The organism is Pantoea sp. BRR-3P, assembly GCF_039621635.1.
Taxonomy (GTDB): domain Bacteria; phylum Pseudomonadota; class Gammaproteobacteria; order Enterobacterales; family Enterobacteriaceae; genus Pantoea; species Pantoea floridensis.
In genome coordinates, this window is sequence record NZ_CP155066.1 from 1040752 (window position 1) to 1066286 (window position 25535).

General features: G+C 52.5%; 24 protein-coding genes and 6 tRNA genes. 16 read left to right on the forward strand and 14 right to left on the reverse strand.

Going from position 1 to position 25535, the window contains the following annotated elements; all coding sequences use genetic code 11:
• Positions 1-62 precede the first annotated feature (62 nt).
• The 9 genes from AAGR08_RS04735 to AAGR08_RS04775 all read left to right on the forward strand — a co-directional run bounded on the left by AAGR08_RS04735 (position 63) and on the right by AAGR08_RS04775 (position 8871).
• Positions 63-677 (forward strand): RpoE-regulated lipoprotein, encoded by a 615-nt coding sequence (locus tag AAGR08_RS04735; protein WP_345828794.1) that lies wholly within the window; start codon positions 63-65, stop codon positions 675-677.
• Between the two features lie 98 nt (positions 678-775).
• Positions 776-1672: a Dyp-type peroxidase gene (locus AAGR08_RS04740; protein WP_345828795.1), complete on the forward strand. Its 897-nt coding sequence runs from the start codon at positions 776-778 to the stop codon at positions 1670-1672.
• A 242-nt stretch (positions 1673-1914) separates the two neighbouring features.
• On the forward strand, positions 1915-2931 hold the full coding sequence (locus tag AAGR08_RS04745; RefSeq protein WP_345828797.1) for a sulfate ABC transporter substrate-binding protein: 1017 nt from the start codon (positions 1915-1917) through the stop codon (positions 2929-2931).
• Entirely contained in the window at positions 2931-3764 is an 834-nt protein-coding gene (gene cysT, locus AAGR08_RS04750) for a sulfate/thiosulfate ABC transporter permease CysT (protein ID WP_097096503.1), read from the forward strand. The genes AAGR08_RS04745 and cysT overlap by 1 nt, the downstream gene beginning before the upstream one ends.
• A complete protein-coding gene (gene cysW / locus AAGR08_RS04755) occupies positions 3764-4636 on the forward strand; it encodes a sulfate/thiosulfate ABC transporter permease CysW (RefSeq protein WP_097096504.1) in 873 nt (290 codons plus the stop codon). The genes cysT and cysW overlap by 1 nt, the downstream gene beginning before the upstream one ends.
• Entirely contained in the window at positions 4626-5714 is a 1089-nt protein-coding gene (gene cysA, locus AAGR08_RS04760; RefSeq protein WP_097096505.1) for a sulfate/thiosulfate ABC transporter ATP-binding protein CysA, read from the forward strand. The genes cysW and cysA overlap by 11 nt, the downstream gene beginning before the upstream one ends.
• Positions 5715-5785: 71 nt before the next feature.
• Complete coding sequence (cysM, locus tag AAGR08_RS04765) at positions 5786-6667, forward strand: cysteine synthase CysM (RefSeq protein WP_345828799.1); 882 nt, start codon at positions 5786-5788, stop codon at positions 6665-6667.
• Between the two features lie 165 nt (positions 6668-6832).
• On the forward strand, positions 6833-7513 hold the full coding sequence (locus AAGR08_RS04770; protein ID WP_097096507.1) for a response regulator transcription factor: 681 nt from the start codon (positions 6833-6835) through the stop codon (positions 7511-7513).
• Positions 7510-8871 (forward strand): ATP-binding protein, encoded by a 1362-nt coding sequence (locus AAGR08_RS04775; RefSeq protein ID WP_097096508.1) that lies wholly within the window; start codon positions 7510-7512, stop codon positions 8869-8871. The genes AAGR08_RS04770 and AAGR08_RS04775 overlap by 4 nt, the downstream gene beginning before the upstream one ends.
• A 100-nt stretch (positions 8872-8971) precedes the next feature.
• Here AAGR08_RS04775 and crr read toward each other — a convergent pair whose 3' ends face one another.
• The 5 genes from crr to cysZ form a co-directional block, all read right to left on the reverse strand.
• Entirely contained in the window at positions 8972-9475 is a 504-nt protein-coding gene (gene crr / locus AAGR08_RS04780) for a PTS glucose transporter subunit IIA (protein ID WP_097096509.1), read from the reverse strand.
• 41 nt (positions 9476-9516) lie between these two features.
• On the reverse strand, positions 9517-11244 hold the full coding sequence (gene ptsI / locus AAGR08_RS04785; protein WP_097096510.1) for a phosphoenolpyruvate-protein phosphotransferase PtsI: 1728 nt from the start codon (positions 11242-11244) through the stop codon (positions 9517-9519).
• 157 nt (positions 11245-11401) lie between these two features.
• On the reverse strand, positions 11402-11659 hold the full coding sequence (ptsH, locus tag AAGR08_RS04790) for a phosphocarrier protein Hpr (RefSeq protein ID WP_007889063.1): 258 nt from the start codon (positions 11657-11659) through the stop codon (positions 11402-11404).
• Positions 11660-12047: 388 nt separating this feature from the next.
• Complete coding sequence (gene cysK / locus AAGR08_RS04795; protein WP_345828818.1) at positions 12048-13019, reverse strand: cysteine synthase A; 972 nt, start codon at positions 13017-13019, stop codon at positions 12048-12050.
• Positions 13020-13159: 140 nt separating this feature from the next.
• The gene (cysZ, locus tag AAGR08_RS04800; protein WP_345828820.1) at positions 13160-13918 is read right to left on the reverse strand and encodes a sulfate transporter CysZ; all 759 of its coding nucleotides are present in this window, start codon (positions 13916-13918) and stop codon (positions 13160-13162) included.
• Between the two features lie 217 nt (positions 13919-14135).
• On the opposite strand from cysZ, the gene zipA reads away from it, so the two are divergent.
• The 3 genes from zipA (at position 14136) to AAGR08_RS04815 (ending at position 17417) form a co-directional block, all read left to right on the forward strand.
• Positions 14136-15107: a cell division protein ZipA gene (zipA, locus tag AAGR08_RS04805; RefSeq protein WP_345828822.1), complete on the forward strand. Its 972-nt coding sequence runs from the start codon at positions 14136-14138 to the stop codon at positions 15105-15107.
• A 68-nt stretch (positions 15108-15175) separates the two neighbouring features.
• Positions 15176-17194 (forward strand): NAD-dependent DNA ligase LigA, encoded by a 2019-nt coding sequence (gene ligA / locus AAGR08_RS04810; RefSeq protein WP_345828823.1) that lies wholly within the window; start codon positions 15176-15178, stop codon positions 17192-17194.
• Position 17195: 1 nt separating this feature from the next.
• Positions 17196-17417 (forward strand): DUF3820 family protein, encoded by a 222-nt coding sequence (locus AAGR08_RS04815; RefSeq protein WP_345828825.1) that lies wholly within the window; start codon positions 17196-17198, stop codon positions 17415-17417.
• Between the two features lie 28 nt (positions 17418-17445).
• On the opposite strand, the gene AAGR08_RS04820 is transcribed toward AAGR08_RS04815, so the two are convergent.
• Complete coding sequence (locus AAGR08_RS04820; RefSeq protein ID WP_097096516.1) at positions 17446-18447, reverse strand: bile acid:sodium symporter family protein; 1002 nt, start codon at positions 18445-18447, stop codon at positions 17446-17448.
• A gap of 102 nt (positions 18448-18549) precedes the next feature.
• Between AAGR08_RS04820 and AAGR08_RS04825 the strand changes: the two genes are divergently transcribed.
• Positions 18550-19470, forward strand: coding sequence for a LysR substrate-binding domain-containing protein (locus AAGR08_RS04825; protein ID WP_345828828.1), 921 nt, complete (start codon positions 18550-18552; stop codon positions 19468-19470).
• On the opposite strand, the gene AAGR08_RS04830 is transcribed toward AAGR08_RS04825, so the two are convergent.
• From AAGR08_RS04830 to AAGR08_RS04850, 5 genes are all read right to left on the reverse strand, one after another.
• Positions 19467-19799 carry a FlxA-like family protein gene (locus tag AAGR08_RS04830; RefSeq protein ID WP_097096518.1) on the reverse strand — a complete coding sequence of 111 codons (333 nt, stop codon included), beginning with the start codon at positions 19797-19799 and terminating at the stop codon, positions 19467-19469. The genes AAGR08_RS04825 and AAGR08_RS04830 overlap by 4 nt on opposite strands.
• 171 nt (positions 19800-19970) lie before the next feature.
• A tRNA-Lys gene (locus AAGR08_RS04835) sits at positions 19971-20046 on the reverse strand.
• Positions 20047-20050: 4 nt separating this feature from the next.
• Positions 20051-20126: transfer RNA gene (locus tag AAGR08_RS04840), tRNA-Val, on the reverse strand.
• 41 nt (positions 20127-20167) lie between these two features.
• Positions 20168-20243, reverse strand: a tRNA-Val gene (locus tag AAGR08_RS04845).
• 52 nt (positions 20244-20295) lie between these two features.
• Positions 20296-20371, reverse strand: a tRNA-Val gene (locus AAGR08_RS04850).
• Positions 20372-20643: 272 nt separating this feature from the next.
• On the opposite strand from AAGR08_RS04850, the gene gltX reads away from it, so the two are divergent.
• Positions 20644-22065, forward strand: a complete 1422-nt coding sequence (gltX, locus tag AAGR08_RS04855; RefSeq protein ID WP_345828830.1) for a glutamate--tRNA ligase — start codon at positions 20644-20646, stop codon at positions 22063-22065.
• A 40-nt stretch (positions 22066-22105) separates the two neighbouring features.
• Here the strand turns inward: gltX and AAGR08_RS04860 are convergent, their stop codons facing one another.
• Both AAGR08_RS04860 and AAGR08_RS04865 read right to left on the reverse strand, forming a co-directional pair.
• Complete coding sequence (locus tag AAGR08_RS04860; RefSeq protein WP_008102134.1) at positions 22106-22459, reverse strand: YfeC-like transcriptional regulator; 354 nt, start codon at positions 22457-22459, stop codon at positions 22106-22108.
• 111 nt (positions 22460-22570) lie between these two features.
• A complete protein-coding gene (locus AAGR08_RS04865; RefSeq protein WP_097096520.1) occupies positions 22571-23359 on the reverse strand; it encodes a formate/nitrite transporter family protein in 789 nt (262 codons plus the stop codon).
• Between the two features lie 351 nt (positions 23360-23710).
• Here AAGR08_RS04865 and AAGR08_RS04870 point away from each other — a divergent pair.
• Together AAGR08_RS04870 and AAGR08_RS04875 are read left to right on the forward strand one after the other, a co-directional pair.
• Positions 23711-23786: transfer RNA gene (locus AAGR08_RS04870), tRNA-Ala, on the forward strand.
• Between the two features lie 45 nt (positions 23787-23831).
• Positions 23832-23907, forward strand: a tRNA-Ala gene (locus AAGR08_RS04875).
• Positions 23908-24142: 235 nt separating this feature from the next.
• Here the strand turns inward: AAGR08_RS04875 and AAGR08_RS04880 are convergent.
• Positions 24143-25333: a NupC/NupG family nucleoside CNT transporter gene (locus AAGR08_RS04880; protein WP_097096521.1), complete on the reverse strand. Its 1191-nt coding sequence runs from the start codon at positions 25331-25333 to the stop codon at positions 24143-24145.
• Positions 25334-25535 lie beyond the last annotated feature (202 nt).

The following is a 25535-nucleotide window of genomic DNA, read 5'->3' on the forward strand; positions in this document are numbered from 1 at the left end:
CTTTTTGCCGGTTTGTGACTCCAACAGGCACGCCAATCGGCTTAGCAGATCAAGGAGTTTTCATGAAAGTTGTTCGTCACGCACTGCTGGTTAGCAGCATAGTTCTGGCTGGCTGCGCCAGTTCGGGTTCTTCTACCAGCTCGAGCGAAAGCCATTGGTACAATCCACTCAGCTATCACTGGTCTGCGCTAAATCCATTGGGCTGGTTTGGCGGATCGCTTGAGGTGACCGAACAAGGCGTGGCGGGCCTGACAAGCACCACGGCGATGTCGGAGGAGGCCATCAATAAAGCGCTAAACGGCGATTATAAACTGCGTCAGGGCATGCGCACGCAGAATGGTCAGGTGGTTGATTTCTGGCAGGCGCTGGATGGCGACAACGTCAAATTGGTGATTAACGGCACCACCAGCGTTGAGCGTGTTGAAGTGCAGGATGCCGATGCTAAAGCGGCAGACGGCAGCAAGATCGGCGACCTGTTCAGTGAAAAATTCAGCAAAGCGTTTAATAACTGCAAAATGGCTTCGGGTTTGGATGCGCATGATGTTGAATGCCGAGCACCGGGCAGCCAGCATATTGTCTTTGTCTACAGCGGTGAATGGCATGGGCCTGAAGGTTTGATGCCATCTGATGACACCCTAAAAAGCTGGAAAATCAGTAAGATCGTCTGGCAGCGTTAATCGATTAAAAGTTGCGTAAACGCACACTGAGTGCGCGGCTTTCCGGTATGATACGGGCGAAAAAATACCGTCTAACCTTCATGCCGGAGAGCACATTCATGTCTCAGTTTCAGAGCGGTATCCTGCTGGAACACCGCCGATTCGCCATTTGGCTCGAAGCCCGCGTTACGGGCGATCTTGATGCGCTACGTCAGGGCAGCAAATCCTTCTTAAAGCAGCTCAATGCGCTGCAATCCCAATTCAGTCAGGCCGGATTAGGCGCGGTGATCGCTTTTGGTGATGCGCTGTGGCGCGATCTACAGGGCAGCGCCTCCGCGCCAGAGCTCAAAGCTTTCGCGCCGTTGGGTAAAGGTATTGCGCCTGCGACCCAACGCGATGTGCTGATCCACATTCAATCACAGCGGCATGACGTGAATTTCGCGCTGGCGCAGGCTGCCATCGGCGCCTTTGCGGATGCCGTTAATATTGAAGAAGAGACGCACGGTTTCCGTTGGATAGAAGATCGTGACCTTTCCGGCTTTGTTGACGGCACGGAAAACCCACAGGGCGAGGCGCGCCAACAGGTGGCGATTATTGGTGAAGGTCCGGATGCTGGCGGCAGCTATGTGTTTACTCAGCGCTGGGAGCACAATCTCCAACTGTGGAATCGTCTGGCGGTAGAAAAGCAGGAAGCGATCATTGGGCGTACTAAAGAGACCAATGAAGAGCTGCCGGGCGATCAACGTCCGGAGACTTCACATCTCAGCCGTGTCGATCTGAAAGAACAGGGCAAGGGCCTGAAGATTCTGCGTCAAAGTCTGCCTTACGGCAGCGCCAGCGGTAAGCACGGCTTGTACTTCATTTCCTACTGTCATCGACTGTATAACATTGAGCAGCAATTGCTGAGCATGTTCGGCGAGCGCGACGGCAAAATGGATGCCATGCTGCGCTTCACTAAGCCGGTTAGCGGCAGCTACTTTTTTGCGCCGTCGCTGGCGGCGTTGCACGCGATTTGATTAAGGTAGGGCGCCATAAATGGCGCCCCTACGAAATCTCGCATTATAGTGTCGCCATTTATGGCGACCTGTTTAACCCGGTTCAATCCCATCCGCTGCATAAACTCTCCCGCCGTCTTATGCTTTTTTAAACTTTGAAATCCCTAAACGATATATAAAACCGTTACAGCTTTCTCCTGAGTTATAAATACACTGACTGCATCTAATGACATTGGCGTAATGGCCGTCTTTCAGGGTGCAGCATGACACTTCCGATTTCGAAAAAATGGCTTGGCGGTATCGCGCTCTCGCTGAGTATCGCGAGTGCGGCGCAGGCGACCGAGTTGCTCAACAGTTCATATGATGTTTCACGCGAACTGTTCGTCGCCCTGAATGCGCCCTTTGAAAAGCAGTGGGACGCTGCGCATCCCAATGACAAGCTGACGATCAAGCAATCGCATGCCGGTTCTTCCAAGCAGGCGCTGGCGATTCTGCAAGGTCTGCGCGCTGATGTGGTGACCTACAATCAGGTAACGGATGTGCAGGTGCTGCATGACAAAGGCCAGCTGATTCCGGCTGACTGGCAACAACGTTTACCCAACAACAGCTCGCCGTTTTACTCCACCATGGCATTTCTGGTGCGTAAAGGTAACCCAAAGCAGATTCACAGCTGGGCCGATCTGGCTCGCGACAACGTGAAGCTGATCTTCCCTAATCCTAAAACGTCAGGCAACGGACGCTATACCTATCTTGCCGCGTGGGGCGCTGCCGATCAGGCTGATGGTAAAGATAAAGCCAAAACTGAAGCCTTCATGACAAAATTTTTGAAGAACGTCGAGGTGTTTGATACCGGCGGTCGTGGCGCAACGACCACCTTTGCCGAGCGCGGCTTAGGTGATGTGCTGGTAAGCTTTGAATCGGAAGTGAATAATATCCGCAATCAGTACGGTAAAGATCAGTATGAAGTGATCGTACCGGAAACGAATATTCTGGCGGAATTCCCGGTGGCGTGGGTCGACAAAAATGTCGAACACAATGGCACCGCTGATGCCGCTAAAGCCTATCTGAATTATCTCTACACGCCTGAGGCGCAGAAAATCATCACCAGCTATTACTATCGCGTAAATAACCCACAGCTGATGGCGCAGCAGAAAGACCGCTTCCCGCAGACCAACCTGTTCAACGTCAACGATGCCTTTGGCGGCTGGGATAACGTGATGAAAGTCCATTTTGGTTCAGACGGTGAGCTGGACAAATTACTGGCAGCGGGGCGCGGATAATGTTCGCGCTGGCGCAAAAACGAGTCTTGCCTGGCTTTGGCTTGAGCCTTGGCACCAGCCTGTTGTTCACCTGCCTGATTCTGCTGCTGCCGATCAGCGCGTTACTGATGCAACTGTCGCAGATGACGCTGACGCAATATTGGGATGTGATTACGCATCCGCAGCTGATCGCCGCGTATAAAGTGACGATTCTGGCGGCGGGGGTGGCATCACTGTTCAATGCGGTATTTGGCATGCTGATGGCGTGGATTTTGACGCGCTATCGCTTCCCGGGCCGCACGCTGCTGGATGGCTTGATGGACCTGCCGTTTGCATTACCCACCGCAGTCGCGGGGTTGACGCTGGCGGGCCTGTTTTCGGTAAACGGCTGGTACGGTCAGTGGCTGGCGCATTTTGATATCAAAGTTTCTTACACCTGGCTCGGCATCGCCGTCGCCATGGCCTTCACCAGCATCCCATTTGTGGTGCGTACCGTGCAGCCAGTGCTGGAAGAGTTAGGACCGGAATATGAAGAAGCCGCAGAAACCCTTGGCGCTACGCGCTGGCAGAGTTTCCGGCGCGTAGTGCTGCCTGAAGTCGCACCGGCTTTACTGGCGGGTACCGCGCTGTCGTTTACCCGCAGCATTGGCGAGTTTGGTGCGGTGATCTTTATCGCCGGTAACATTGCCTGGAAAACGGAAGTGACGTCGTTGATGATTTTTGTCCGCCTGCAGGAGTTCGATTACCCGGCAGCGAGCGCGATTGCTTCAGTGATTATGGCGGCTTCTTTGCTGCTGCTGTTTGCGATCAACACCCTGCAGAGCCGCTTTGGCCGTCGCTTAGGAGGCCACTGATGGCGGAGATTTCACACCTCAATCACGCCGATCGCCAGCCCATTAACTGGGGCAAGTGGCTGCTGATTGGCATCGGCGCGCTGGTTTCCCTGCTGCTGCTGGTGGTGCCGATGGTGTCCATCTTTTGGGAGGCACTTAATCAGGGCTTAGTGGCTTCACTGACTAACCTGAAAGATGGCGACATGCTGCACGCCATCTGGCTGACCCTCTTAGTGGCGCTGATTACCGTGCCGGTGAATATGGTGTTCGGTACGCTGCTGGCGTGGCTGGTGACGCGTTTTACCTTTCCGGGGCGCCAACTGCTGCTGACACTTTTTGATATCCCCTTTGCCGTGTCGCCGGTGGTTGCTGGCTTGATGTATCTGCTGTTCTGGGGCGTTAACGGCCCGGCAGGTGGCTGGCTAGATGCACACAATATCCAGATTATGTTCTCCTGGCCCGGCATGGTGCTGGCTACCATCTTCGTTACCTGCCCGTTTGTGGTACGCGAATTGGTGCCGGTGATGCTCAGCCAGGGTAGCCACGAAGACGAGGCGGCGGTGCTGCTTGGCGCATCCGGCTGGCAGATGTTCCGCCGCGTGACGCTGCCGAACATCCGCTGGGCACTGATGTACGGTGTGGTGCTGACTAACGCACGTGCGATTGGTGAGTTTGGTGCGGTCTCGGTGGTTTCGGGATCGATACGCGGCGAAACCTATACCTTGCCGCTTCAGGTTGAATTACTGCATCAGGATTACAACACCGTGGGCGCCTTTACCGCCGCCGCGCTGCTGACCCTGATGGCAATTGTGACGCTGTTTCTGAAAAGCGTGGTGCAGTGGCGATTAGAGCATCAGCAGAAGCGCCTACAGGAGGAAAATCATGAGCATTGAGATTAAACAAATTAACAAAGCGTTTGACCGCACGTCGGTACTGAACGACATCTCTCTGGATATTCCTTCCGGCAAGATGGTGGCGCTGCTGGGACCGTCCGGTTCCGGGAAAACCACGCTGCTGCGCATTATCGCCGGGCTGGAACATCAGAACAGCGGCCAGATCCATTTTAATGGCAAAGACGTGAGCCGCATCCATGCGCGCGATCGCCAGGTCGGCTTCGTCTTCCAGCATTACGCGCTGTTCCGTCACATGACGGTATTCGACAACATTGCTTTTGGTTTGACCGTACTGCCGCGCCGTGAACGGCCGAATGCGGCAGAGATCAAAAAGCGCGTAACGCGTCTGCTGGAGATGGTGCAGCTGGGCCATCTGGCAAATCGTTTCCCGGCACAGCTTTCGGGCGGCCAAAAGCAGCGTGTGGCACTGGCACGTGCGCTGGCGGTCGAGCCGCAAATTCTGCTGCTGGATGAACCGTTTGGTGCGCTGGATGCGCAGGTGCGTAAAGAGCTGCGCCGTTGGCTGCGTCAGCTGCACGAAGAGTTGAAGTTTACCAGCGTGTTCGTCACCCACGATCAGGAAGAGGCGATGGAAGTGGCCGACACCGTGGTGGTGATGAGCCAGGGCAATATCGAACAGGTGGGTACGCCTGACGACGTGTGGCGCGATCCGGCTACTCGCTTTGTGCTGGAGTTTCTCGGTGAAGTGAACCGCTTTAATGGTGAAGTGCACGGCTCGCAGTTCCACGTTGCCGCACATCGCTGGCCGCTGGGCTATACGCCTGCACATCAGGGCGAAGTCGAGCTGTTCCTGCGTCCATGGGAAATTGATATTTCACGCCAGAGTAGCCTGGAAACACCGCTGCCGGTGCAGGTGCTGGAAATTAGCCCGCGCGGCCACTTCTGGCAGCTGGTCGTGCAGCCAAGTGGCTGGCAGGGCGACGTCTTCTCCGTGGTGTTCGATGGCGATCATACTGCGCCGATTCGCGGTGAACGCTTGTTTGTCGGCCTGCAACAGGCCCGCATCTATCATGGCACTACGCCGCTAAGCCCGGTTGCCTTTGCCGAGAGCGCCTGATATTTTTGACACTCCTTCGGGCGGGACTTTCCCGCCCGAATTATTTGCCTCTCTTTCGTCTGGAATCAAACGTGACCACACTGGAAAATACCATCGGCAATACGCCGTTGATTAAGTTGCAGCGCCTGACGCCTGACAACGGCAGCGAAATCTGGCTAAAGCTGGAAGGCAACAATCCAGCCGGCTCGGTGAAAGACCGTGCGGCCTGGTCGATGATTCATCAGGCGGAGCTGCGCGGTGAGATTAAACCGGGTGATACCTTAATCGAAGCGACCAGCGGTAACACGGGCATTGCGCTGGCGATGATTGCGGCGATGAAAGGCTACAAGCTGCGTTTGCTGATGCCCGATAACATGAGCCAGGAACGTCAGGATGCGATGCGCGCCTACGGTGCTGAATTGCTGCTGGTGACGCGTGAGCAGGGCATGGAAGGGGCGCGGGATCGGGCACAGGCGATGGCCGATCGCGGCGAGGGTCGCGTGCTGGATCAGTTCAACAATCCCGATAATCCGCTAGGACACTATCTCACCACCGGCCCGGAAATCTGGCAGCAAACTCATGGGCGCATGACGCATTTTGTCTCCAGCATGGGCACTACCGGCACGATTACCGGCGTGGGACGTTACCTTAAAGAGTTTGCGCCGACGGTGCAGGTGATTGGCCTGCAGCCGCAAGAGGGCAGTAGCATTCCCGGTATTCGTCGCTGGCCGGAAGCTTATCTGCCCGGTATCTTTCGTCCGGAACTGGTGGATCAGGTGATTGATATGACGCAGCGTGAAGCCGAAGAGACAATGCGAGCGCTGGCTCAGCGTGAAGGTATTTTTTGTGGCGTCAGTTCTGGCGGTGCGGTAGCTGGCGCATTGCGTATTGCTGCGGCTCAACCTGGCAGCGTGGTGGTCGCGATTGTGTGCGATCGCGGCGATCGCTATCTCTCCACTGGCGTTTTCCACTGAGTCATTATTCCCGCATTTTATCTGGCCTGTGCCTACCCTAATGGTGCGCACAGGCCATTCTTGTCTATAGTCTCCGTAATAATCGTCTGTAAGGATCGCGTAAAACCGGCTGCGTTCGTAATGAACTCAGGACAAAATAGCGGCAATTTTGTACGAGAGATAAAGATGAAAATTCTGCTTGTTGATGATGATGTAGAACTCGGCACCATGTTGAGCCAATACCTGATTGCGGAAGGTTTTGAAACACAACTGGTTTTAACCGGTCACGCTGGCGTGGAAGGTGCGTTATCCGGCAACTATACCGCGATGATTCTCGACATCATGCTGCCCGATATGAGCGGCATTGATGTGCTGCGGCAGGTGCGTCAGAACAGCCGCTTACCGGTGATTATGTTGACGGCCAAAGGAGACAACATTGATCGCGTGATTGGTCTCGAAATGGGCGCAGACGATTACATGCCAAAACCGTGCTATCCGCGTGAACTGGTGGCTCGTTTGCGCGCGGTACTGCGCCGCTTTGAAGATCAGGCTCCGGTGCCCGATAAGAAAGAGCTGCTGCGCTGGGGTGATTTGAGCCTCAATCCGGCTACGCGGATTACTGAATGGCAGGGCAAAGCATTTGATCTCACCGCATCCGAGTTTAATTTGCTGGATCTGTTGCTGCGTGCGCCGGATCGCGTGGTATCGAAAGATGAGCTATCGGAAAAAGGCCTTGGTCGCCCACGTGAAGCGTACGATCGCAGCGTGGATGTGCATATCAGCAACATTCGCCAAAAGCTGGCAGCGTTAACGGCTGACAGCGTCAATATTGAAACCGTGCGCAGTATTGGTTACCGCATTCGATGAAACACAGCTATCGCGGCCGCATGTTCTGGAAGATTTTGCTGGGCTTCTGGATTGTGTTTGTCATTATCAGCCAGCTGCTGTGGCTTGGCTTTACGTTATCGGGTAATCGCCATGAGCCACCGGAGATTGTCGCTATTCGACGCATTGTTAATCTGCAAATGGCATCGGCGGTTTCGGTACTGGAACGCGGTGGCTTAAGTTCGCTGGACGATATGATGGCGGATTGGGAACCTAACGATCGTCAATTTTTCTCCGTTATTCAGCATGATAAACCCGTCGCGATGCCTGGTAATGCGCCGCCTGAAACCTTTAGTGCCCCGTTTCATGGACCTTTCCCTGATGTGATTGTGCGTTGGGTGAAAGGGCAGGATGGCAAGCAATACGAACTGCGCTATGACGTGAAGGGGCTGCGCGAAGACAGTTCGATGGGTGGTGGCCGCCCGCGACGTATCCTCAATATCCCGGAGCCGATGTTTACCTTTGCCGGTGCGCTGGGATTACTGTTCAGCCTGCTGCTGGCATGGAACCTGACACGCCCTATGCGTCAGCTGCGCGAGGGCTTTGCGCGCGTGTCCAGCGGTGATCTGTCGGTGCGCCTCTATCCGGTGATGCGTAAGCGCCATGACGAGCTCTCAAATGTTGCACAAGATTTCGATGCGATGGTCGAGCGGCTTGATACGTTGGTGAAAGCGCGTGAAGAGCTGCTGCACGATATTTCGCACGAGCTGCGCTCACCGTTGGCGCGTCTACAGCTGGCGACCGGTCTTGCGCGCCAAACGCCAGCCTCGGTGGAATCCTCGCTCAACCGCATTGATGAAGAAGCGCGCCGTCTGGATAAGATGATTGGCGAGCTGTTGACGCTGTCGCGAGCCGAACATGAGAGCATGCCGGGCGAGCAATATTTCGACCTCACCGGCCTGTTGCACGCGGTGGTCACCGACGTTCGCTATGAGGCTCAGATCCCCGGTGTGAAAGTTGATTTCCAGGTTGATGAAAATGCGGATTATACCGTGCACGGTAATGCCGAGTTGATTCGGCGTGGCGTAGAGAACGTGCTGCGCAATGCGCTGCGTTTTTCGCATAAAGGGCAGCATATCAACGTGAGTCTACAGGCGGAAAATCAGTGGCTGGCGATCAGCGTGCGCGATCAGGGGCCCGGAGTGGATGATGAGAAGCTGTCGAGCATCTTCGATCCCTTTGTGCGCGTGAATTCGCCCTTGATGGGCAAAGGTTACGGTTTAGGGCTGTCGATTGTCCGGAAAGTGATTCTGGCACATCACGGTGAAGTTAAGGCGGTCAATCGCCCGGAAGGGGGATTGGAGTTGACGTTAAGGCTGCCGCGCTGGAAGCAGCAGTGATTTCGTCTGGTATTAGCGAACGCATTGCATTGTTGCGGCTGTAGGACAAAAACGGCACCCAGTGGGTGCCGTTTTTTTATTATCACGAATCAGCCGAAGCTTACTTCTTGATGCGGATAACCGGCGTCTCGCCTACCGTTACCTGACCGGAGAGTTTGATGAGCTCTTTAATTTCGTCCATATTCGAGATCACAACCGGCGTCAGCGTCGATTTCGCTTTCTCTTCCAGCAGTGCCAGATCAAACTCGATCACCACGTCGCCTTTCTTGACCTTCTGGCCTTCTTCAGCGATGCGTTTGAAACCTTCACCTTTAAGCTCAACCGTGTCGATACCGAAGTGAACGAACAGCTCGATACCATTATCAGACTCGATTGAAAATGCGTGGTTAGTTTCGAAAATCTTGCCGATAGTACCATCAACCGGAGCAACCATTTTGTTACCGGTTGGTTTGATTGCGATACCGTCACCCACGATTTTCTCAGCGAATACCACATCAGGTACGTCTTCGATATTTACGATTTCGCCTGACAGAGGCGCAACGATATCAATAGTGCCTGACGCGCTCTCTGATTTTTCGCCAAAAAGTTTAGAAAACAAACCCATGATCTTCTCCTAAGCAGTAATTTGAGGCTAGCGTCCGTGGATCAGCAGAGCGTTTTTTCTTTAATGAATTTGTTAACTAAATTCATTAAATCATCCGCTGTTGGTTGATCCAGAGCCTGCTCCGCCAATGCCTTCGCATCTTCGAAATTAGTATTACGAATAATCTTCTTGATGCTTGGGATTGAAATGGCGCTCATGCTGAATTCATCCAGCCCCATTCCCAGTAACAGTAGTGTAGCACGTTCATCACCAGCCAGCTCACCACACATGCCGGTCCATTTCCCTTCGGCATGTGATGCATCGATCACTTGCTTAATGAGACCGAGAACAGACGGTGACATTGGGTTATAGAGGTGTGAAATCAAATCATTACCACGATCGACCGCCAGAGTATACTGCGTCAGGTCATTTGTCCCAATACTAAAGAAGTCGACTTCTTTCGCCAGATGGCGAGCAATCACTGCGGAAGCTGGCGTTTCTACCATGATGCCCACTTCAATGGTCTCATCAAAGGATTTGCCTTCTTCACGCAATTGCGTTTTCAGCAGCTCCAGCTCGCCTTTCAGGATGCGAACTTCTTCTACTGAAATAATCATTGGGAACATGATGCGCAGTTTGCCGAAAGAGGAGGCACGCAGAATAGCGCGCAGCTGCGCATGCAGGATCTCTTTACGGTCCATCGCGATACGGATGGCGCGCCAGCCGAGGAACGGATTGTCCTCTTTCGGCAGGTTCATGTAAGGCAGATCTTTGTCGCCACCGATGTCCATGGTACGCACGATAACCGCTTGTGAACCAACTGCTTCAGCTACCGCTTTGTAAGCCTGGAACTGCTCTTCTTCAGTTGGCAATGAATCACGGTCCATAAACAGGAATTCAGTGCGGTATAAGCCTACGCCTTCCGCGCCGTTACGCTCTGCACCTGCTACGTCACGTACTGTACCGATGTTGGCACAGACCTCAACCTGATGGCCGTCCAGCGTAATCGCTGGCAGATCTTTCAGTTTTGCCAGCTCATGTTTCTCAGACAGATACTGTGTCTGGATGGCTTTCAGTTCTTCCTGTACTTCTTCAGTAGGATTCACGTAAACCTTGTTGTTTACGCCATCCAGAATCAGGAAATCGCCGTTTTTAACAGTGGCAGTCACGTTGCCGGTACCAACAATCGCTGGCAGCTCAAGCGAACGCGCCATGATCGAGGTGTGAGAGGTACGTCCACCCAGATCGGTAATAAAGCCCAGCACCTTTTTCAGGTTCAGCTGTGCGGTTTCTGACGGCGTTAAATCTTTGGCCACCAGAATAGATTCTTCAGCAATCGCGCTCAGATCGACGATGTGCAGTCCAAGAATGTTCTGCAGCAGACGCTTACCGATATCACGCACGTCAGCGGCGCGCTCTTTCAGGTATTCGTCATCCAGCTCTTCCAGCGCAACGGCCTGGCCTTCAACCACAGAATGTGCGGCAGCGTCAGCAGTAGCGTGATCTTTCTTGATGAGGTCGATGATTTCCTGCTCAAGCTCTTCGTCTTCGAGCAGCATGATGTGACCTTCAAAGATCGCAGCTTTCTCTTCACCGAAGGTTTCACCGGCTTTAATGCGAATGGCTTCGAGCTGTGTAGCAGCTTTGCTGCGTCCATCGAGGAAGCGCTGAACTTCCTGCTCAACCTGATCGTCGGTAATTTTTTTACGACTGATGACGATCTCATCTTCTTTCAGCAGGAGTGCGTTGCCGAAAGCGATACCCGGTGATGCTAAAATGCCTGAAATCATAACCCTACCTTTTAATCACGATGGCTCATTGACCCAATGCGTCGCCACTGTCGCGGAGCAGTACTCTAAGGAAGCAATAACGCGGACAGGTTGTCCGCGATCAAGATATTTGCACTCAATGGGGCAAAGGGGTCGGTTTTGTTGCGAACTGAGCCGGTTACTCCAGCTCAGCCATCAGCTTAACCAGGTGCTCAACCGCTTGCTGCTCGTCTTCACCTTCGGCAGACAGCGTAACAACCGTACCCTGAGTCAGACCCAAAGTCTGCAGTTTGAACAGGCTTTTCGCGCTGGCCGATTTGCCGTTGGAAGTCACAGTGATTTCTGACTGGAAAGCCTTGGCTTCTTTAACGAACTGAGCTGCAGGACGGGTATGAAGGCCGTTAGGTGCGGTAATGGTAACTTCTTGCTGGAACATTCTATTTCCCCAACTTTATCAGGTTTGGTGTTATGGATCTAAAGTCTAGCCTGGAGCCGTAACTTTAGCCTGTATAGGTGCGCTGGTATGGCATAAAGCTGACCAAAAAATGCGCTTGAATAAGTAGGTCATTAACCTGGAAAGATCAAAAACCGCACTGATTCGTCACTCTTCTCATTATGCCGTGATTCGCCGTTTAGCCAAATCAGTAAATCGATTCAGCTTGATCCACTTCAAAGGCAGATTAATTTCAGGCACCGAAATAATTGGAAGCTTAAATACCAGAGCCCTATCACTGAAAGCAATCTGTCTGGTGATAAAAGTGAGATCTGCGCCACAAAAAAGCACCCATGCGGGTGCTTTTTTCATCAGTTTCAGACTTTGTACATCACTGCTGCAGTTCTTTCTCGGTGAAGAGATCGGCAAACAGTGCGGTGCTTAAATAGCGTTCGCCAGAGGAGGGCAGGATCACCACAATATTCTTATTGGCGAAGGCTTCGTCTTCCTGCAGCTTGAGGGCGGCTGCCACAGCAGCGCCTGACGATATTCCCGCCAAAATCCCTTCTTCTTCCATTAACTGGCGTGCCGTGCTGATGGCTTCTTCATTGGTGATCGCCACCACGCGATCGATCAGTTTCAGATCAAGGTTGCCAGGAATGAAGCCGGCACCAATACCCTGAATTTTATGCGGGCCAGGTTTTATCTCTTCGCCAGCCAACGCCTGAGCAATGACCGGAGAATCGGTTGGTTCAACCGCAACGGTAATCAGGTCTTTCTTGCCTTTGGTATTTTTGATGTAGCGGCTTACGCCAGTCAGTGTGCCACCAGTGCCGACGCCGGCGATAAATACGTCCACCTCACCATCGGTATCTTCCCAGATTTCTGGTCCGGTAGTTTTCTCGTGGATTTCTGGATTCGCTGGATTGCTGAATTGCTGTAACAGCACATATTTATCGGGATCGCTGGCTACAATCTCTTCGGCTTTCGCAATGGCACCTTTCATGCCTTTTGGGCCTTCAGTGAGCACCAGATTCGCGCCTAGTGCTTTCAGCAGCTTGCGACGCTCAATTGACATGGTCTCCGGCATCGTCAGCGTCAGCTTGTAACCGCGCGCAGCCGCCACGTACGCCAGGGCAATACCGGTGTTGCCGCTGGTCGGTTCAACCAGCTCAACGCCCGGCTTCAAAATACCGCGTTTTTCCGCGTCCCAAATCATATTGGCACCGATACGGCATTTGATGCTGAAGCTCGGGTTACGTGACTCGACCTTAGCCAGAATGCGGCCGTTACCGATGCGGTTCAGTCGAACCAGCGGCGTATGACCAATTGTCAGAGAGTTGTCTTCATAGATCTTACTCATAGCTCGTCCTTAACTGTATGAAATATTGGGAACCCTCAGAGCATACCTTTTCTTCCGATGTGCGGAAGGAAAGAAATCGTATATCTATATAGCGCACAACCATAAGCCTTAAGCAAAAAAGCATAAGGCAATTTAACGCTTTAGTGGCGCGCGTGTTGCTGTCGATATCGATCAACCCACATCGCCGTTGCGCCGCATACGGCAACGGGCAGGATCGCCAGATTGATAATCGGAATCATAGTAAACAGGCTGACGAGCGCGCCAAATTGCATATTTGCCGTCTTGTGCTGTCGCAATGCGTGGCGCATCTGCTGAAAACTCACTTTGTGGTTATCAAACGGATAGTCGCAATACTGCACTGATAACATCCAGGCACTGAATAAAAACCATAGAACTGGCGCCACAGTTTGTCCAAAACCGGGGATAAAGTGGAGCAGCAGCAAGCCAAATGCGCGCGGCAAATAGTAACCGAGCTTCTGAAACTCCCGCTTCATGATGCGCGGAACATCCTTAATCATGCCCATCCAGCCGCTATCCGGCAGCGGTTTTCCGGTCAAACGACCTTCAAGCTGTTCAGCGAGCAGACCGCAAAATGGCGCGGCAATCAAATTGGCTATCGTAGAGAAGAAATAGCTGAACACCAACACGATCGAAATCACTGAAAGCGGCCATAGCAGATAGCTTAGCCACTGTAACCAGTCGGGGATATGTGACATTAACGCAGGGATCCACTGACCCAGGCGCTGAAACAACCAGATAAAGGCGCCGCCAAGCAGCAGAATGTTGATGATAAGTGGGATAATGACATAGCGACGAATGCCTGGCAGACGCACCAGTTTCCATCCTTCGGCAAAGTAATGAACACCATTAAATGTTGAGACCGAATTCACAGCGGGCATAGCAAGCCTTTCTCCTAAATATGGCGGCGTGGACATCATAACCTGGCTTTTTATCGGTTACAGGCGTGCTTTGTGCGAAAAAACAGCAAAAAAGCGTGGGGCAGCTATCTAATTTGTCAGAAAATACTGCACAGACTTGCACTTGTTTAGCTGGGCAAATACAGTTAGAGGATAAAGTTTGCCGTGGTGGCAAGGTATTGGAACAACAGAGAATACAATGATGCAGGATTTGCGTCTGATATTAATCGTTGTTGGCGCGATCGCCATAATAGCGCTACTCCTTCATGGACTGTGGACCAGCCGTAAAGAGCGCTCCTCCGTGTTTCGTGATCGCCCGCACAAACGTCTGAAACAGCGCGAAGAAGCCGATGAAGATCTGCTGAGCGAAGATGATGATGGCGTCGGCGAAGTCCGCGTACGCCGTCATCGTGATGCTGATGAAGAGCCCGAGTTTACGCCGCGTCCGGTGAGCGCGCCGCGTGCGCCTGAACCTGTGCGTCAGCCGGCTGCACATCAATCCGATCCATTATTAGGCGATCCACTGCTGGATAATGAGCCGGAAGCTCGTAAGCCTGCCGCACCGCAAGCCCCGGTGTCGAAGCCCGCTCCAGTACCGCAACCCATTCAATCCGATCCGCTGCTGGATAATGAACCGCTAGCAGCCACGCAGCCTGCGCCGGAATTTCTGGCTGCGGAAGATGAGCCAGAGCTTGCACATGAAACTCCGGTAGCGCAGCCGCAAGAGGCGCCTAAGCAGGCTGCTGCACCGGGAAGTAAAAAAGAAGCGGTCTTGGTGCTGCACGTCGCTGCACATACCGGAGGCGAACTGAACGGTGAAGCTCTGCTGCAAGGTATTCTGCAGGCTGGCTTCCAGTTTGGTGAAATGAATATTTTCCATCGTCATCTGAGCCCAGCAGGAAGCGGCCCGGTGCTGTTTAGCCTGGCGAATATGGTCAAGCCTGGATCCTTTGATCCGGATGAGATGGGGAATTTCTCCACGCCGGGCATCTCTATCTTTATGATGGTACCGTCATACGGAGATGCGAATCAGAACTTTAAGCTGATGCTGCAATCGGCACAGCGTATTGCGGATGATGTTGGTGGCGTGGTGCTGGATGATGAGCGTCGCATGATGACGCCGCAGAAGCTGGAAACCTACAAAACGCGTATTCGCGAAGTTATCGGTTAATCGCCGCTAATTGACTCAAACTAAATACAACCCCCGCATGTCGGGGGTTTTTTATCGGATAAGAGACTATGAAATCGGTTCAGGAGCAAATTACTGCGCTGCGCACCACGCTACATCATCACGAATATCTCTATCACGTGATGGATACACCGGAAATTCCGGACGCAGAATATGACCGATTAATGGTACAGCTGCGTGAGCTGGAAAGTGCGCATCCTGAATTGATTACGCCTGATTCACCGACGCAGCGCGTGGGCGCCGCGCCGCTAGCGGCTTTTGAGCAGGTGCGGCACGAAGTACCGATGTTGTCTCTGGATAACACGTTTGATGAAGCAGGCTTCCTGGCTTTCAACAAACGTGTGCAGGATCGCCTTAAAAGCAGCGACGATCTCACCTATTGCTGTGAACTCAAGCTTGATGGTCTGGCGGTGAGTTTATTGTATGAGGATGGACTGCTGGTACGCGCGGCAACGCGTGGTGATGGCACAACCGGCGAGAACATTACCGCCAACGTGCGCACTATCCATGCCATTCCGCTGCGGCTGCATGGCGATAACATCCCTGCACGCGTGGAAGTGCGTGGTGAAGTGTTTATCACCGAAAGCGGCTTTGAAAAACTCAACGAAGAAGCGCGTCGCACCGGCGGTAAAGTTTTCGCTAATCCACGTAATGCTGCAGCAGGTTCGCTGCGCCAGCTTGACCCACGCATTACTGCCAAACGTCCGCTGACTTTCTTCTGCTATGGTTTCGGCTTACTGGAGGGCGGAGAGATGCCAGCCAGCCATTGGCAGCGCCTGCAGCAATTTAAAGCGTGGGGATTACCGGTTACCGATCGTATCCGCCTCGCACATAGCGCCGATGAGGTGCTGGCGTTTTATCACCAGATTGAGCAGGAGCGGCCTTCGCTTGGTTTCGATATAGATGGTGTCGTCATCAAGGTTGATTCTCAGGCACTGCAGGAGCAACTGGGATTTGTGGCGCGAGCCCCGCGCTGGGCAGTGGCGTTCAAATTCCCGGCGCAGGAACAGATGACCTTCGTACGTGATGTTGAATTCCAGGTGGGCCGAACGGGGGCAATCACACCCGTCGCGCGTCTTGAGCCGGTGCAGGTTGCTGGTGTCGTGGTCAGTAACGCGACGCTGCACAATGCCGATGAAATAGCCCGGCTGGGGTTACGCATTGGCGACAAAGTGGTCATTCGCCGCGCTGGCGATGTGATTCCGCAGGTGGTTAACGTAGTGGAATCTGAACGCCCTGATGAAACGCGAGAAATTGTTTTCCCAAGTCATTGTCCGGTCTGTGGTTCAGACGTTGAGCGGGTGGAAGGCGAAGTGGTCACGCGTTGCACCGGTGGCCTGATTTGCGGTGCACAGCGTAAAGAAGCGCTTAAACACTTCGTCTCACGTCGCGCGATGGATGTGGACGGCATGGGTGATAAAATCATCGATCAGCTGGTGGAAAAAGAGTATGTCTCAACGCCAGCCGATCTGTTCCGTCTTACTGCCGGTAAACTAACTGGCCTCGATCGCATGGGGCCGAAATCGGCACAGAATGTGGTCGATGCGCTGGAGAAAGCCAAATCCACTACTTTAGCGCGTTTCCTGTATGCGCTTGGTATTCGTGAAGTGGGTGAAGCCACCGCCGCCAATCTTGCAAATCACTTTGGTGAACTGGAAAAAGTGATGAATGCCGATCTCGATGCGCTGATTGAAGTGCAGGATGTGGGCAAAGTCGTCGCTACCCACGTGCGTAACTTTATGGATGAAGAGAGTAATCGTGCAGTAATCCGCGAGCTTACCGAAGAGATCGGCGTACATTGGCCGCAGGTTGAAGTGGTTAACATCGAAGAGATTGATAGCCCGTTTGCCGGCAAGACCGTGGTACTCACCGGGTCTCTGTCAGTAATGAACCGCGATGATGCCAAAGAGCGGCTGATTGCACTGGGCGCGAAAGTTAGCGGCAGCGTATCGAAGAAAACCGATTTACTGATTGCTGGTGAAGCGGCGGGTTCTAAACTGGCGAAGGCGCAAGAGCTTGGCATTTCGGTCATTGATGAAGCGGAAATGATTCGCCTGCTTGGAGCCTGACGTGGATAAACAGCAGCTGGTAGAAATCGCGAATACTGTGATGCCGTTCGGCAAGTACAAGGGCAGGGTGCTGATTGACGTGCCGGAAGAGTATTTACTGTGGTTCGCGCGTAAAGACGAATTCCCGGCCGGTAAGCTAGGTGAATTAATGCAGTTAACGTTGGTGATCAAGAGTGAGGGACTGGAAGGTCTGGTCAAACCGCTCAAACGCAGCGAAGAGTAAAACGGCCCGCATTTGCGGGCCGTTTTATTTAAGATTTCTGAACGTCTACCTGCTGCTGCGCCAGCCTCTTTTCATTACCGGCTTTATAACGCTGGGCAATGAAAGAACATACCATGAGCTGTACCTGATGGAAGATCATCAGTGGCAGCACGATGATCCCCACCGAGCTGGCCGGGAACAGAATGTTGGCCATCGGGACACCGTTGGCGAGGCTCTTTTTCGAACCACAAAACAGCACCACAATTTCATCTGCACGGCTGAAGCCGAACAAACGCGATGCGCCGAGGTTAATGGCTAGCGCAATAAACAGCACCAGCACACTTCCCACCAGAATCCACAGCAAGGTATCAACGCCAACGCGATGCCAAATGCCATTCACTACCGCTTCACTAAAGGCGGAATAGACGACCAGTAGAATGGAAGTTTGATCGGTTTTACCTATCAGGCTGCGATGTTTCTCAACCCAGGCGCCAATCCAGCGGCGCGACAGATGGCCAACCACAAACGGCACCAGCAGCTGCAGCATGATTTTACCAATCTGTTCCAGGCCATTGCTGGGCGCGTCGCTGTGAACATTCATCACCAGATTCACCAGCAGCGGCGAAACAAACACGCCGAGTAGGCTGGATGCGGAAGCCGCGCACACCGCGGCGGCAACGTTACCGCCGGCCATGGAGGTGAAGGCGATAGATGACTGCACGGTCGCGGGCAGAATACACAGATAGATGAAGCCGGTGTAAATCTCAGGGCTGACATTAACCGGATGCCACCAGACAATCAGCAGACCCAGAATCGGGAAAATGACAAAAGTGCTGCACATGATCCACAAATGTAAACGCCAGTGGCTACTGCCGGCAATGATCTTCTCGCGCGACAATTTGGCACCATGCATAAAGAATAGCAGGGCGATGGCGGCGGTCGTTAGGTATTCAAAGAATTCGACAAACCCGCCTTTGGCCGGGAAGAAGCTGGCGAGAAGTACGGTGATGATGAGTTTTACCATCATCGGATCGAGGCGTAAAAATCCCATTGTTAAAATCCGGTTAAATTTAAAAAAATGATGGTGCTGATTGTGCGCTAGCCGCGTTTAGAAATAAAATTGATTTATTGCATCAATCTATGAGTGGAATCGATGAATTATACCCTGCGTCAGTTGCGCACCTTCGTTGCGGTGGCGCATCACGGTAGCTTCAGCCTAGCGGGGCAAGCCATTGGCCTCAGTCAGTCGGCCGTTAGCCACAGTATCAAAGAGCTGGAAGCTGAGATGGGCGTGCGATTGCTGGATCGTACTACGCGTGAAGTGATCTTGACCGAAGCGGGGCAGCAGCTGGCTTCTCGACTAAAACGCTTGCTGGAAGAGTTAAATACCACGGTGCTGGATGTGCGGAGTTACGGCGAACAGCGCAGTGGTACGGTGCGCGTTGCCGCCAGCCAGACGCCTTCGGCGCACCTGATGCCACAATGTTTGGCCAGCAGCCAGCAGCGCTATCCCGATATTCGCGTCATACTGCACGATCGAGTGCAGCAATGGGTGCTGCAAAGCGTGCGCAATGCGGAGGTCGATTTTGGTATCGTCATCGGCCCGCTTAATGATACCGATTTCGATAGCGAAGAGATTCTTCAGGAACCTTTTTTACTGCTCTGTCATGAGAACGATGAGCTGGCGCAGATTGAGCAAGCAGAGTGGTCGATGTTGGCGGGACGCAGCATGGTGCTGCAGGATTATGCTTCCGGTAGCCGCGTGCTGGTTGATGCGGCGCTACAACAGCTTGCGTTAAGTGTGAATGTGGTGCAAGAGATAGGCCATCCCGCCACTCTCTATCCGATGGTAGAAGCGGGCATTGGCATCAGTATTCTGCCAGCGCTGGCGCTGCCGTTACCTTCCGGATGCAAACTCAGGGTGCGAAGACTCTACCCGGAAATAAATCGCAGCCTGATGCTGATTAAGCGAAAAAACCGCTCTCTGACGCCTGCAGCGGAAGCGATCTGGCAAGAGGTGCGTCAGCAGGCCGCTCTGCTGACGCAACAACGCATAGTTAAACCAGCGTTTTAAACGTAAACGTTAATCTGATTGGTATCGGTTGGGCGATTAATGCCATCCGCTTTCGTCGCAGCAGGCTGTTGTGCTTCCTGCTGCTGCTGTGCCTTTTCTGCTTGCTGCTGCTCAATTTGCGCGATTTGCGCTTCAATCATTTGAATCTGTGATTGCAGCATCTGTTCCTGTTCAGATTTTTGCTCATCGGTGAGCGTATCGTCGCTGGAAAGATCTTTCAGCTGTTTGGTAATACTTTGAATCTGTTTGTTTAGACTGGCAATTTCCGAAGTCGAACCGCCGCCGCTGCTCGCCGTACTGATACTACTAACGCTTGATATAGAAGACATCGTTTTCTCCTTGCAATAGACCATTATCGTTATCGGTCAAAGGCGGAGGCGACTTGAGGGTAGGGAGTGTTAAGCTTGCGAAAAGGTTTTGTAGGGATTGAAGGCTTAAGAGGAAGCTAACCTTCTGAGCGCAGAAACGAAAAAAGCGCCAATAGGCGCTTTTCTCTGAATTGGTGGGTCGTGCAGGATTCGAACCTGCGACCAATTGATTAAAAGTCAACTGCTCTACCAACTGAGCTAACGACCCGAAGTGGTGGGTGATGACGGGCTCGAACCGCCGACCCCCTCCTTGTAAGGGAGATGCTCTACCAACTGAGCTAATCACCCACTTCGGTACTGCTTAACAAGAGCGTTTTTCAACTGAGATATGGTGGGTGATGACGGGCTCGAACCGCCGACCCCCTCCTTGTAAGGGAGATGCTCTACCAACTGAGCTAATCACCCATATCTTATCTCTTGTTCACTGCGGGCCAACTCAAAAATCTTCATTTAAGAGTGGTGGGTGATGACGGGCTCGAACCGCCGACCCCCTCCTTGTAAGGGAGATGCTCTACCAACTGAGCTAATCACCCCCGCTGTGTGGAGTCGCATTATAGGGATCCTTTAAAGTGAGTCAACGCTTTTTAAAACTTAAATGTGCGTTCGCTTTAAAAATAATCATCGTGAAGGGCTTTTAGTCAATGTGCTGGTTTTATTAGCAGAAAAGCGTTCAGCAAACCGGGATGCCGCCGCGACAATCATTGAGGAATCATCCTCACCTGCTAGAATATGCGCACTGTTTTTCGCGTTAACCCGTTTTTTTGTCATCCAGACAATGAAACCTGCGCATTTAAGGCAATGCTGAATGAAAATCAAAACTCGCTTCGCACCCAGCCCTACCGGCTATCTGCATGTGGGCGGTGCACGTACTGCTCTTTACTCCTGGCTCTATGCTCGCCATAACAACGGCGAATTTGTTTTGCGTATCGAAGATACCGATCTGGAGCGATCCACACCGGAAGCCATCGAAGCCATTATGGACGGTATGAACTGGCTGAGCCTTAACTGGGATGAAGGTCCGTATTATCAGACCAAACGTTTTGATCGCTACAACGCGGTGATCGACGACATGCTGGAAGCAGGCACTGCCTATAAATGCTATTGCAGCAAAGAGCGTTTAGACACGCTGCGTGAAGAGCAGATGGAAAAAGGTGAAAAGCCGCGCTACGACGGACGTTGCCGCGATAGCCATGAACATCACGACGCAGATGAGCCGTGCGTAGTGCGCTTCCGCAATCCTCAGGAAGGCTCGGTTATCTTTGATGACCAGATTCGTGGTCCGATCGAATTCAGCAACCAGGAACTGGATGACCTGATCATTCGTCGCACCGACGGTTCACCAACCTACAACTTCTGTGTTGTCGTGGATGACTGGGATATGGGCATCACCCACGTGATCCGTGGCGAAGACCATATCAACAACACGCCACGCCAGATCAACATCCTGAAAGCGATTGGTGCAGAAGTGCCAACCTACGCGCACGTATCAATGATCCTCGGTGATGACAGCAAGAAATTGTCTAAGCGTCATGGTGCAGTTGGCGTGATGCAGTATCGCGATGACGGCTACCTGCCAGAAGCACTGCTCAACTATCTGGTGCGCCTCGGCTGGTCACACGGCGATCAGGAAATATTTAGCGTGGCGGAAATGGCTGAGCTGTTCACCCTTGATGCAGTGAGCAAATCCGCCAGTGCTTTCAACACGGAAAAGCTGCAGTGGCTGAACCATCACTACATTAATACGCTGCCGCCGGAATATGTTGCTACACAGCTGCAGTGGCACATTGAGCAGCAGAAGATTGATACCCGCACGGGGCCGGAACTGGCGAAGCTGGTGACGCTGCTCGGCGAACGCTGCAAAACGCTGGTTGAGATCGCTGCCTCTTGCCGTTACTTTTATGAAGAGTTTGAAGCCTTTGATGCGGATGCCGCGAAGAAGCATCTGCGTCCCGTTGCGCGTCAGCCGCTGGAAGTGGTGCGCGATAAATTGGCGGCCATTAGCGACAGCAGCTGGAATGCCGAGAATGTGCACAATGCGATTCAGGCGGCGGCAGATGAGCTTGAGCTGGGCATGGGCAAAGTCGGTATGCCGCTGCGCGTAGCCGTTACCGGTGCGGGTCAGTCTCCCGCGTTGGATGTCACGGTAGAGGCGATTGGTCGTAGCCGTAGCGTAGCGCGAATTGAGAAAGCGCTGGCGTTCATCGCTGAGCGTGAAGCAAACGCATAACCTGATATGAAAAAGCCGGAAGCATGTGCTTCCGGCTTTTTTATTCTTCCTGAATTCCCAGCCTTTCCAGTACGCCGCGAATCCCTTCCCGTAATAACAACGCCGCAAATTGTTCCTGCTCCGCCGCTGTCATTTGCTGGACAGAATTTATTAATAACGCAGGTAACGTATTTTGTTGTGCACCGTAATTAGCCGCCGGTTCGTTCGCGTGGCGGGTAGATTGAACAAAGCTTTTTACGCGTTCATCAATATGAATCAATCGCGCTTTACCACCCTGAACACCGGGTTTCGGCGTGGTTGTCCAGTTTTCACGCTTGATCCATTTATTCACCGTTTGCCGACTGTAGCCCGTTTCCAGCGCGAGCTCCTCGGGGGTAAGCCATTCCTTTTTCACGATGCTGTCCCTGTTAAATACATTAGCTATACATATTACAACAAAACGTAACGGGGAGAAGTAACCTAGGCAGAAAATGCCTTCTGCTCTACAACAAAAGGCATATTTCTATTATTGCGCTTCGCTAACCGCGGCGCTTTCTGGACGGAAAGCGATGAAATAGGTGAGACCAACAAATACTGCGCCGCCAACACCGTTACCAAGAAATACGGCAATAACGTTTGGCGCAAATTCAGCCCAGCTCAGTTGGCCTGCGAAAATTGCGGCCGGCACAATAAACATGTTAGCGACAACGTGCTGGAAGCCAATCGCCACGAAAGCCATCACCGGGAACCACATGCCAAAGATCTTACCTACCACGTCTTTGCTGGCGAAGGCGAGCCAAACGGCCAGACACACCAGCCAGTTGCAGCCAATGCCGGAGATGAAGGCATGCAGGAAATCGGCATTCACTTTGGCGTGGGCAATTGCCACGGTTTTCTTCAGGTAATCACCCTCAGTCATCCCCAGCATGTGACCAAAAAACCAGGCGACCGCTACGCTGCCGATGAAATTAGCAATGGTTACCCAAAACCAGTTACGTAGCACGCTAAAGCCACTGATTCGGCGCGCGAACCAGGCAATCGGCAGGGTCATCATATTTCCGGTGAGCAGTTCGCCTCCGGCCAACACTGTCATAATCAAACCGACCGGGAATACGGCGGCACCCAGCAATACGCCGAATGAGCCCCATTCTGCCGGGAGTTGATTAATAACATGCAGGTCGAGCAGAAAACCGGTGGCGATAAATGCTCCGGCCATAAAGCCAAGAATTAACAAGGTGGAGATAGGCAGGCGGCTTTTAGCTACGCCAGCTTGAATCGCCAGTTGGGCGATCTCTTTTGGGGTATGCAGCGACATAATTCACTTTTCTTTTATTGAACAAAGGGATATTGCTGGCCGGTCATAAAGAGAAAGACCCTGGAAGGATGACCGGTTAATTAGCGCGCTAAGTTTCACACGCACCATTAACGAAAACAAGACTGTTCCTAACATCTTTAACTAAAGTTTAACGATGTAATGCCAGGTCGTTGCCAAATAGCCGAGTGGGAGCGGGCTCAGAAAGGCGGCGCACCCTGAAAAAAGGCTATGATAGCGTGGGGTTGACGCCTTTTTCAGCGATCGAACACAGAACGAGAATTTGACGTTGACACTCAAGAGGCGGTTTCATATTATGCCGTCCGTCGAGTTTACTCGACAGTTTTTCGGTTCGGGGGTATAGCTCAGCTGGGAGAGCGCTTGCATGGCATGCAAGAGGTCAGCGGTTCGATCCCGCTTATCTCCACCAAACAAACCTTCCCAAGGGTTTGACCGAAAAATGATTTCCAGATGTGGGGGTATAGCTCAGCTGGGAGAGCGCTTGCATGGCATGCAAGAGGTCAGCGGTTCGATCCCGCTTATCTCCACCAAATCTCTGTTCGTTCTGAACACATTCAAAAAACCATCAATCTAGAGCAGCGCAATCTATTGTGCGGTTTTGCCGTTTCTCAAATGCGCAGGCAGTAACAGCGGAAATTCAATATCGTGCAAAGATTTTGCCTTCAGCGATGAGGCGGGTGATTGCAGGGGAAAGCAGGGACGATGCGGGATAGAACCGATTGAACAATTAAGATGAGAAGGGCGAGCCGAAGCCCGCCCTGACGATCAGAAGGCCAACACCAGACCGGCAATGGCTGCAGACAGCACGCTCACCAGCGTTGAGCCGTACAGCAGTTTCAGGCCGAAGCGTGAAACCACATTACCTTGCTCTTCGTGCAAACCTTTAATCGCACCCGCCACAATCCCGATTGAGGAGAAGTTAGCAAAGGAAACGAGGAACACTGACAAGATACCTTCCGCATGCGGCGAGAGTTGACCGGCGATTTTCTGCAGGTCCATCATCGCCACGAATTCGTTGGAAACCAGTTTCGTTGCCATGATGCTGCCAACCTGCAGCGCTTCGTGCGAAGGCACACCCATCACCCAGGCAAATGGATAGAACACATAGCCCAACACGCCCTGGAAGCTGATGCCGAAGATCAAATCGAACAGTGCGTTCAGGCCGGAAATCAGCGCGATGAAACCAATCAGCATTGCGGCCACAATAATCGCAACTTTGAAACCGGCGAGGATATATTCGCCCAGCATTTCGAAGAAGCTCTGACCCTTATGCAGATCCTGCAGCTGCAGATCTTCTTCGCTGTCCACGCGGTATGGGTTGATAAGCGACAAGACAATAAAGGTGCTGAACATGTTCAGAACCAGCGCAGCTACCACATATTTCGGCTGCAGCATGGTCATGTACGCGCCGACAATCGACATGGAAACGGTCGACATCGCGGTCGCTGCCATGGTGTACATGCGGCGCTGTGACATTTTGCCGAGGATATCCTTATAGGCGATGAAGTTTTCTGACTGTCCCAAAATCAGAGAGCTTACGGCGTTAAAGGATTCCAGTTTGCCCATACCGTTGACCTTTGACAGCACGGTACCAATGCCGCGAATGACCCATGGCAATATACGGAAATGTTGCAAAATACCGATCAACGCTGAGATGAAGACAATTGGGCAGAGAACATTCAGGAAGAAGAAGGCGAGGCCTTTCTCATTCATGTTGCCGAATACAAAGTTGGTGCCTTCGGCCGCATATTTAAGCAGATGATCAAACACACCCGCGAAGCCTTGTACAAAGCCGAGGCCAACGGATGAGTTAAGGAAGAACCAGGCCAGCAGCACTTCGATCACTAAAAGTTGAACGATGTAGCGAACGCGAATGCTTTTACGATCGTGACTGACCAGCAAGGCCAGCACGGCTACCACCACTAGTGCTAAAATAAAATGCAAAACATGGGACATGTCGGCTCCAAATTTGAGGAGGGTTGTATTTTGCTGCGTATTCTATGTAACGCGTTACTTAAAAACGAGATCAAAACCACATTATAAGTAATCGCTATCGCGTTATTTCTCAGATAAGTCTCACCGCTCACAACCCGGTTACAAATCATTCACAAGAAATATCCACAAAAACATTGTCTATAAAATGACCCAGGAGTAGAGT

What these genes read in the sequence shown, in the direction of transcription:
- AAGR08_RS04735 (WP_345828794.1), top strand. Translation starts at nt 63, where the DNA reads ATGAAAGTTGTTCGTCACGCACTGCTGGTTAGCAGCATAGTTCTGGCT.
- AAGR08_RS04740 (WP_345828795.1), top strand. Translation starts at nt 776, where the DNA reads ATGTCTCAGTTTCAGAGCGGTATCCTGCTGGAACACCGCCGATTCGCC.
- AAGR08_RS04745 (WP_345828797.1), top strand. Translation starts at nt 1,915, where the DNA reads ATGACACTTCCGATTTCGAAAAAATGGCTTGGCGGTATCGCGCTCTCG.
- cysT (WP_097096503.1), top strand. Translation starts at nt 2,931, where the DNA reads ATGTTCGCGCTGGCGCAAAAACGAGTCTTGCCTGGCTTTGGCTTGAGC.
- cysW (WP_097096504.1), top strand. Translation starts at nt 3,764, where the DNA reads ATGGCGGAGATTTCACACCTCAATCACGCCGATCGCCAGCCCATTAAC.
- cysA (WP_097096505.1), top strand. Translation starts at nt 4,626, where the DNA reads ATGAGCATTGAGATTAAACAAATTAACAAAGCGTTTGACCGCACGTCG.
- AAGR08_RS04770 (WP_097096507.1), top strand. Translation starts at nt 6,833, where the DNA reads ATGAAAATTCTGCTTGTTGATGATGATGTAGAACTCGGCACCATGTTG.
- AAGR08_RS04775 (WP_097096508.1), top strand. Translation starts at nt 7,510, where the DNA reads ATGAAACACAGCTATCGCGGCCGCATGTTCTGGAAGATTTTGCTGGGC.
- crr (WP_097096509.1), bottom strand. Translation starts at nt 9,475, where the DNA reads ATGGGTTTGTTTTCTAAACTTTTTGGCGAAAAATCAGAGAGCGCGTCA.
- ptsI (WP_097096510.1), bottom strand. Translation starts at nt 11,244, where the DNA reads ATGATTTCAGGCATTTTAGCATCACCGGGTATCGCTTTCGGCAACGCA.
- ptsH (WP_007889063.1), bottom strand. Translation starts at nt 11,659, where the DNA reads ATGTTCCAGCAAGAAGTTACCATTACCGCACCTAACGGCCTTCATACC.
- cysK (WP_345828818.1), bottom strand. Translation starts at nt 13,019, where the DNA reads ATGAGTAAGATCTATGAAGACAACTCTCTGACAATTGGTCATACGCCG.
- cysZ (WP_345828820.1), bottom strand. Translation starts at nt 13,918, where the DNA reads ATGCCCGCTGTGAATTCGGTCTCAACATTTAATGGTGTTCATTACTTT.
- zipA (WP_345828822.1), top strand. Translation starts at nt 14,136, where the DNA reads ATGATGCAGGATTTGCGTCTGATATTAATCGTTGTTGGCGCGATCGCC.
- ligA (WP_345828823.1), top strand. Translation starts at nt 15,176, where the DNA reads ATGAAATCGGTTCAGGAGCAAATTACTGCGCTGCGCACCACGCTACAT.
- AAGR08_RS04820 (WP_097096516.1), bottom strand. Translation starts at nt 18,447, where the DNA reads ATGGGATTTTTACGCCTCGATCCGATGATGGTAAAACTCATCATCACC.
- AAGR08_RS04825 (WP_345828828.1), top strand. Translation starts at nt 18,550, where the DNA reads ATGAATTATACCCTGCGTCAGTTGCGCACCTTCGTTGCGGTGGCGCAT.
- AAGR08_RS04830 (WP_097096518.1), bottom strand. Translation starts at nt 19,799, where the DNA reads ATGTCTTCTATATCAAGCGTTAGTAGTATCAGTACGGCGAGCAGCGGC.
- gltX (WP_345828830.1), top strand. Translation starts at nt 20,644, where the DNA reads ATGAAAATCAAAACTCGCTTCGCACCCAGCCCTACCGGCTATCTGCAT.
- AAGR08_RS04865 (WP_097096520.1), bottom strand. Translation starts at nt 23,359, where the DNA reads ATGTCGCTGCATACCCCAAAAGAGATCGCCCAACTGGCGATTCAAGCT.
- AAGR08_RS04880 (WP_097096521.1), bottom strand. Translation starts at nt 25,333, where the DNA reads ATGTCCCATGTTTTGCATTTTATTTTAGCACTAGTGGTGGTAGCCGTG.